The organism is Desulfovibrio sp. SGI.102, from assembly GCF_050314315.1.
Taxonomy (GTDB): Bacteria; Desulfobacterota; Desulfovibrionia; order Desulfovibrionales; family Desulfovibrionaceae; genus Desulfovibrio.
Genome location: NZ_JBNPNC010000077.1, coordinates 1 through 7,437, shown reverse-complemented (window position 1 = coordinate 7,437; position 7,437 = coordinate 1). Strand labels below are relative to the sequence as shown.

Genomic DNA, 7,437 nt, shown 5'->3' with positions numbered 1-7,437 from the left:
TTGCTTTGGCCTGTATCCTTTGGAGAAAACTAGTATAGCAAGATGTATGCCGGACATTCTCTAATTATAAAGAGGTAAAAATTCCCCATGTTTGCCAGTTACTAAATATTCCATGCTTCACATTTATCCAATTTCTTTGGGCTATACGGGCTGATCTTCCTGAATAAAATTAGTCAAATTCTAAAAGTAAAACTCAGCTATTTCTAAGTATTAAATTACCGTTGCCATATATACATGGCCACCCTAAAGGTGGCCTTTTTTGTTGACAAGGGCGGCATTCTATGGCCTTCTGAGCTTCCCAACCGTAAGAGGCGATAGTCTGCCGCCTGCCGTTGCCCCCAAGGCGCGGCTTTGCAGATGGAGAAACAACAAAGCCACTTTGCCTGTTGGCAAATTTTGGCGGCATGACGTCCGGTATCCGCGAGGACCCGGCAGCTCTTACGGCTGGGGAGCGTCATGTCGCCTTTTTTTTGTTTCTCCGCAATCCCCAACGTAAGGAGGCCATCATGTGCCAGCTTTCTCCCGTCACCTTCCACGGCGACACCATCTTCTGCATCGACTACCAAAGCCAGCCTTACACACCTATGAAGCCCATCGTGGAGAATATCGGCTTGGCGTGGCAATCTCAATGCCAAAAGCTGAATACCAACAGAGAACGGTGGGGTATAACGAACATCGTTATACCTTCGGAAGGCGGCGAGCAGGAAATGCTCTGCATGCCTGTCCGCAAGCTGCCCTCCTACCTCAACAGCATCAATCCCAGAAAGGTCCGGCCGGAGCTGCGGGCAAAGATAGAGCTCTACCAGGCCGAAAGTGACGACGCCCTGTGGAACTACTGGATGCACGGCCGCGCCGAACGCCCGGTCCCGCAGACGGCGGAAGCCGCCATCACCCCTGACCAGCAATGTACCTTGCAGGCCATCGTCCGGGCAAGGGTGGAAGGCATCCCGGCAGAACGCCGCAGCAAGGGCCTGTATCCGCAGATCTGGTCGCGCTTCAACAACCATTTCCGTCTGGGCAGCTACAAGCAATTGCCCCAATGCCGCATGAGCGAGGCCGTGGCCTACCTCACCCGCATGGAAATAACCCCGGCCCTGCTGCCGCAACCGGAGCGCCTGCCCCTGTACCGCAACGGCTGCTTCTACCCGCCGCACCGTGACCGGAGCCACGTCCCCGGCCCGCAGGAGGCCGCGCTGCTGGAGCTGTGGCAGGACTGGACACGGCGCGAGGCCGGCCTCCGGCAAGAGTTCATGGCCATGCTGCGGGAACTGGACGCCCGCCGCGGCGACCTGTTCAGCTACGCCGTGTCCGACCTGGGCCGCAACGCCGATACCATGTTCAGCACGCAGTGCCTGCTGGACAGCCTGTTCCAGAGCCGCACGGAAGCCGAGCAACGCTTCCGCCAGGCGCTGGATGACGCCAGCCTGCACTTGCGCCTGAGCCTCAACGTGGCCGTGGCGCTGGGAAGATAAGATCAATCACACACCGAAAACATGAAAAAGGCCGCCCTTTGGGCGGCCTTTTTTATTGCCCGGCGGCAACGAAAACACGAGACAAAAGGAGACCCCTATGCCCTCTGAAAGCATCCTGCAGACCCCAAGTCTTCCCCCGGAAATCTGTGCGGACAGCGGCCGGATACTGCGAGCCCAGCAGGCCATGCAGTACCTCAACATCTCCAGGAACACCTTTTACCGCTACATCAAGCGCGGCATCATCCCGGCGCCGCGGTATCGGGGCCGCACCCCCTTCTGGCGGCTCGGAGACTTGCGGGGCGTCTATGCCAACCTTTCCGCCACCCCGGAAACAGACTGAGCCCTGGCCCGCAATTCATCCAGATAGTCCGCCCAGGCCTGCATCAGGCGACGGCGCTCCTTCATGTACTCTGCGCGGTTATAGATGGCCCGGATCTTGTCCCCTCCCGTGTGGGCAAGCTGGGCCTCTATAACATCGCCCCGAAAGCCCAGCTCATTCAGCAGCGTGGAAGCCATGGCCCGGAAACCATGGGCCGTCATCTGATCGCCGCTGTACCCCATCCGCCGCAGCGCAGACGTCACCCCATTCTCACTCAGGGGCCTGGAACGGGACACCCCAGGGAAGACATAACGTCCGTCCCCGGTGAACTGGCGGATATCCTCAAGCACCAGCATGGCCTGCCGGGAAAGCGGCACGCGGTGCTCCTTCCGCATCTTCATCTTCTCTGCCGGGATGCGCCATTCCCGCGCCTCAAAATCCACCTCTCCCCACTCTGCGTGCCGGATCTCACCTGGCCGGCAGAAGGTCAGCGCGCTGAATTGCAGCGCAGCCCGTACCACCACCCCGCCTTTGTACCGATCCATGCACAGGAGCAACGCCCCCACTTCCGCAGGATCCGTGATCGCGGCCAGCTGCTTTCCCTGGTGTGGCACAAGCGCCCCGCGAAGATCACGGCTGGGATCCGATTCCAGCAAGCCGACAGCGACGCCATACCGGAAGATCTGCCCGCAGATGCCCAGGACGCGCTGGGCGGTCTCATAGGCACCCCGGGCTTCTATCTTGCGCAGCATGGCCAGGATCTCCGTTGGCCGTATGTCCGCGATGTCTTTCTTCCCCAGCACAGGATATACGTTCAGTGCCAGACGCTCCCGGATCGTCTTGGCATGGCTCTCCGACCAGACGTTCTCCATATTGTTGCGCCAGGCCTCTGCCACCTCCTGAAAGGTGCGACCAGGACACGCCGCTTCGGCCCTCGCTTTTTTGAGCAGCATGGGATCGTTTCCGGCTGCTATCTCCTGCCGGCACTGGTCGCGCTTCTCTCTGGCTTCTTTCAGGCTCACCTGAGGCCATGTACCCAAGGCCACCAGTTTTTCCTTTTTTTCGACACGGTACTTGAAGCGCCAATATTTCCCCCCTGTCGGGCTGACCTGCAAATAGAGGCCCCCGCTATCATAATAGCGGGCCATTTTCGCGCCCGGCTTGATAGCCTTGATCTTCATCTCTGTGAGCTGCGCCATGCTTGCCTCCCGGGGATATCTTTGGGGTACATCTGGGGGTACCTGTTTGGGGATTGATAAATATACCCCAAAATGTACCCCCAGATAAAGTGTGCTGCTATGACACAAACAGGGACAAACCGGGACGACAAGGGACTGTAACCCCGCGAAAAGAAAAGGCCCACGGTGCATTTTGGTACACCGTGGGCCTCTGGGACATGCGCTGATGGTGGAGGCGGGGGGAGTCGAACCCCCGTCCGAGAACATTCCACGCAAAGCGTCTACAGGTTTAGGTCAGGAACAAATTTCACCACCCTGCTCGCCCCTGACCGGGCACAGAGCAGCAATCCCGCCGGTACAGATCTCGTGGAAACTCCCGGCAGGCGCCAAGCTCCACCAGCCTGATGCGATGTCGCCAGCCGGACGTATCAGGCGTCGGCCCGTCTGACGTGACCATCAAATGTGGTCAGGTGCCTCGCTGTTTTTAGGCAGCGTAAGCGTAGTCGTAATCGTTGTTGGCAATTACTTTTGTGCCGCTTTTTACGAGGCCAGCGGCGCCTCGACCTGCAACTTTGGTTTCCACATCCCCGTCGAAACCAATGCGCCCCCAATTGGGAATTACTACTATAGATAATACTGCCTGCTTTGACAAGCTGTTTTTTTATGGCCCGTGTACGACAGGTGAAGAGGTTGCACAAAAAAACTCCAGACGCTACAACCGCCCTTCTGGAATATGTTTCAACCCGTACGGAGGATGCATGGCTTCTGCCACTCGAGATCATTTTTCTTCACGGCTGGGTGTCCTGGCGGCAACGCTGGGCTCTGCCGTCGGGCTCGGTAATATCTGGAAGTTTCCCTCACTGGTTGGCCAGAACGGCGGTGCATCGTTCCTTGTGGTCTATCTGCTGGCATCGCTCTGCATCGGGCTGCCGCTGATGATATCGGACCTCAGCCTCGGCCGGGCCGGACGCAGCAACGTCATCAGCATTTTCCAGAAGCTGGCCCCCCGCACCGGCTGGTGGCTGATAGGCCTTTCAGCCATCATCAGCTGCCTGCTGATCCTGGGCTTCTATTCCGACGTGGCAGGCTGGGTCTTTGCCTATATCTTCAAATCCGCCACGGGCGCCGTCTCGTCCACGGATCCGGCCGTGGCCCAGGCCAGTTTTTCCTCTTTGCTGAATGATGGGCCCGTGTCCCTGTTCTGGCAATGGCTCGTCCTGCTGCTGACGGGGGGCATCATCATGCGCGGCGCCTCGGCCGGTATCGAAAAAGTGACGCGTATCCTGATGCCTGTCCTTTTCCTGCTGCTGGTGGGGGTCTGCATCCGCAGCCTGACCCTGCCGGGGGCCTCCGAAGGCTTGCGCTTTCTGTTCATGCCCCAGTGGGAACGGGTTGACGCTTCCGTCATCATGATGGCCATGGGGCTGGCCTTTTTTAAAATGTCCCTCGGCATGGGCTGCATGCTGACCTACGGCAGCTACTTCAAGGAAGACGTCAATATCCCGCTCATGGCCACCCGCGTCATGATCTGCGACCTACTGGTCTCCCTGCTGGCCGGCATCGCCATCTTCCCCGCTGTGTTCAGCTTCGGCTTTCAGCCCGCGGAAGGGCCTGCCCTGCTCTTCCTGACCATACCCGCCGTCTTCGCTTCCATGCCGGGCGGGACCTTTTTTGCAACGCTCTTTTTCATCCTGTCTGCCATCGCCTCCACCGGAGCCATCCTTTCCTTGCTGGAAGTCCCGGTGGCCTGGCTCTCCGAACGCTTTTCCCTGCCGCGGACCAAGGCGGTGCCCATCCTGCTGGCCGGGCTCGTCCTGCTGGGCCTGCCGGCAACCCTTTCCACCGGTCCTGCATTGCAGGATGTGAAGCTGTTCGGCCTGACGTTCTTCGACCTGTACGATGCGTTATCATCCACCATTTTGATGCCGCTCAGCGGCATCGTGACGAGTCTGTTCGTGGGCTATTTCTGGGAAAAAGAGCATATGCTCGCGGCTCTGGGGGGCGGTATGCCGGCCAGACTGGTACGTACCCTGTGCCGCACGGTGACGCCTGTGCTCATCACCCTGGTGCTGCTGCATGGTTTGGGCATCATTTAGGGCCAAGGACAGAACAACCGGTAACCGCATAGAACAGTTGGAGCGAGCCTCCCCCTCCTGGATATGGTCTTCTTCGGTGCCCCGTGCCGACAACAGACCAGGATAAACCGCTTCTGCCCCGCCATCGAAAATAAAGAAAGCCCGGCTTTACGTCGGGCTTTCTTGTTCTCTCACCAAGTTTTTTTCTGTCTTGCCGGTGTCGATACGATCCAGCCCGGCAAGCCGAAATTTATTAAAGTATCACTTTAAAAATGGATGGATCATATTTTCCGGGAGCAGCAGTTCATCCAGTTCTTCCCGGGTAAGCAGCTGTTTTTCAAGAACAAGATCCATGACGGAACGCCCGCTTTCCAGGGCTTCCTTGGCGATGCTCCCTGACGTTTCATACCCAAGGCGGGTATTCAGCGCCGTAACGATCCCGATGCTGTTCTCCACCAGCTGCCGGCAGCGGTCGGCATTGGCCGTGATCCCTGCAACACAGCGTTCCTGCAGGGTACTGAAGGCCCGGGCCAGCCTGCGGATCCCCGTAAAAAGCGTAAAGGCGATGATGGGTTCCATCACGTTCAGCTCCAGCTGCCCGGCCTCGGCGGCCAGGGTGATGGTCACGTCCTTGCCGATGATGTCGAAAGCGACCTGATTGACAACCTCGGGGATCACGGGGTTGACCTTGCCCGGCATGATGGAGGATCCCGGCTGCATCCGCGGCAGATTTATCTCATGGAAGCCCGTACGCGGGCCGGAAGACAGTAGACGCAAGTCATTGCAAATCTTTGAGATCTTGACAGCTGTCCTCTTCAGGACGCCGGATGTCTGCACATAGGCGCCGGTATCCCACGTCGCTTCCACCAGATTGGTGGAGAGCCGAACGGGGATGTCACTGATCTCGGCCAGGCGCGCGCCCACGAGCTGCGCATAGCCCTGGGGAGAATTGATGCCTGTCCCGATGGCCGTGGCCCCCAGATTGACTTCCAGCAACAATTTCTGCGCCTCATGGATGCGCTGGATATCCTCCCCTATGGTCGTGGCATAGCTGCCGAATTCCTGCCCCAGGGTCATGGGCACAGCATCCTGGAGCTGTGTGCGTCCCATCTTGACGATATGGGAGAACTCCACGCTCTTGGCCGCAAAGCCCTTCTGCAAGGGGATCATATGTTCCACAAGGTAGTCCAGCAGCCGGAAAAGGGCCAGCCGCAAGGCCGTGGGATAGACGTCGTTGGTCGACTGCGAGCAATTGACGTGGTTGTTGGGATGGCAATAAGTATAGGCCCCCTTGGGATGCCCCATGATCTCCAGCGCCAGATTGGCGATGACCTCGTTGGCATTCATGTTCGTGGACGTCCCCGCCCCGCCCTGGATGCAGTCCACAGGGAACTGGTCGAGCATGTTCCCGGCCAGGATACGGTCACAGGCGGCACAAATGGCGATGCCGATATCCCGGGGCAGTACCTGCAATTCCATATTGGCCAGGGCACAGGCTTTTTTGACGCAGGCCAGGGCCCAGATCATTTCCGGAAATTGGGAAAGCGGCGTTCCGGAGATATGGAAATTGTTCATGGCCCGCAAGGTCTGCACGCCATAGTAAACCGAATCATCTATGGTCAATTCACCCAGAAAATCATGCTCCAGCCGACTCATGGGACCTCCTGTGGCTATGCCGAAAAAGACAACGCCTGAACAGCGCGGATAACGGAACCCTGTTGCCAAGCGTACCGGGATGCCGGAGCAAAGTCCACTACTCCCCTGTCCGCAGCTCTTGCCAGCGGCGGCAACGCGCTGTAGGTTCGCCAGAGAAGATTCCCTCGAAGATACAGGAGATAGCAGCATGATATTCTTTTGCAGAAAGACTTCCACGGCCGACGGCAGGACGCGCTGGTCCGTGTGTGTACCGACCCTGATGGGCTTCACCACCATCGCCTGGTTCTACTCGGAAGATCTGGCGGACAATTTCATCCGTCATCTGGAAAGCAATGAAGAGGATCGCCGCCTGGCCAGCCTTGATGCCTGGCACGAATTCCAGTTCCGCCTGGACTTCATCTGGAGTGAAAAGCTCCAGCAGGACCGGGGTTTGCTGGAAAACCACTGGCAGGATATCCAGAAAGTTCTGGAAGCATACAATCGGCGCATCCATGAGCTGCTGCGCGATACGGCCAGTTATCACAGCGAAGCCTTCACGGCCATCTGGAACGAAAGCTTCCAGAAGCTGGGCGCCATCCCCGGCCTGGAAAAGCTGGCCCAGACCCTGCATCAGCAAAGCCGTGTCCTCCACAGCCTCAAGACGGAGATCGCGGCCCGTGTCCAGCAGGTCATGCCGGCAACGTCCCAGCGCCTGAACTGATCTCTCCTTTTACGCAAAAGGGCACACCTTGGGTGTG

Annotated in this window: 6 protein-coding genes and 1 other RNA gene; 4 read left to right on the top strand and 3 right to left on the bottom strand. The window is 58.3% G+C overall.

What is annotated here, in order from left to right:
• The first annotated feature begins 506 nt into the window (after positions 1–506).
• Positions 507–1,472, top strand: coding sequence for a phage antirepressor N-terminal domain-containing protein (locus tag ACQRCJ_RS11540; protein WP_427799851.1), 966 nt, complete (start codon positions 507–509; stop codon positions 1,470–1,472).
• A 97-nt stretch (positions 1,473–1,569) separates the two neighbouring features.
• Entirely contained in the window at positions 1,570–1,812 is a 243-nt protein-coding gene (locus ACQRCJ_RS11535; protein WP_006005948.1) for a helix-turn-helix transcriptional regulator, read from the top strand.
• On the opposite strand, the gene ACQRCJ_RS11530 is transcribed toward ACQRCJ_RS11535, so the two are convergent.
• Together ACQRCJ_RS11530 and ssrA are read right to left on the bottom strand one after the other, a co-directional pair.
• Complete coding sequence (locus ACQRCJ_RS11530; RefSeq protein ID WP_427799850.1) at positions 1,776–2,990, bottom strand: tyrosine-type recombinase/integrase; 1,215 nt, start codon at positions 2,988–2,990, stop codon at positions 1,776–1,778. The genes ACQRCJ_RS11535 and ACQRCJ_RS11530 overlap by 37 nt on opposite strands.
• A gap of 206 nt (positions 2,991–3,196) precedes the next feature.
• Positions 3,197–3,578, bottom strand: a transfer-messenger RNA (tmRNA) gene (gene ssrA / locus ACQRCJ_RS11525).
• Positions 3,579–3,727: 149 nt separating this feature from the next.
• On the opposite strand from ssrA, the gene ACQRCJ_RS11520 reads away from it, so the two are divergent.
• Complete coding sequence (locus ACQRCJ_RS11520; protein ID WP_168936532.1) at positions 3,728–5,065, top strand: sodium-dependent transporter; 1,338 nt, start codon at positions 3,728–3,730, stop codon at positions 5,063–5,065.
• Positions 5,066–5,305: 240 nt separating this feature from the next.
• On the opposite strand, the gene aspA is transcribed toward ACQRCJ_RS11520, so the two are convergent.
• Entirely contained in the window at positions 5,306–6,700 is a 1,395-nt protein-coding gene (gene aspA / locus ACQRCJ_RS11515) for an aspartate ammonia-lyase (protein WP_427799849.1), read from the bottom strand.
• A gap of 187 nt (positions 6,701–6,887) precedes the next feature.
• On the opposite strand from aspA, the gene ACQRCJ_RS11510 reads away from it, so the two are divergent.
• Entirely contained in the window at positions 6,888–7,400 is a 513-nt protein-coding gene (locus tag ACQRCJ_RS11510; protein WP_303931911.1) for a hypothetical protein, read from the top strand.
• Positions 7,401–7,437: the final 37 nt, after the last annotated feature.

Coding starts and splice junctions, on each gene's coding strand:
- ACQRCJ_RS11530 (WP_427799850.1), bottom strand. CDS start 2,990: ATGGCGCAGCTCACAGAGATGAAGATCAAGGCTATCAAGCCGGGCGCG.
- ACQRCJ_RS11510 (WP_303931911.1), top strand. CDS start 6,888: ATGATATTCTTTTGCAGAAAGACTTCCACGGCCGACGGCAGGACGCGC.
- ACQRCJ_RS11535 (WP_006005948.1), top strand. CDS start 1,570: ATGCCCTCTGAAAGCATCCTGCAGACCCCAAGTCTTCCCCCGGAAATC.
- aspA (WP_427799849.1), bottom strand. CDS start 6,700: ATGAGTCGGCTGGAGCATGATTTTCTGGGTGAATTGACCATAGATGAT.
- ACQRCJ_RS11520 (WP_168936532.1), top strand. CDS start 3,728: ATGGCTTCTGCCACTCGAGATCATTTTTCTTCACGGCTGGGTGTCCTG.
- ACQRCJ_RS11540 (WP_427799851.1), top strand. CDS start 507: ATGTGCCAGCTTTCTCCCGTCACCTTCCACGGCGACACCATCTTCTGC.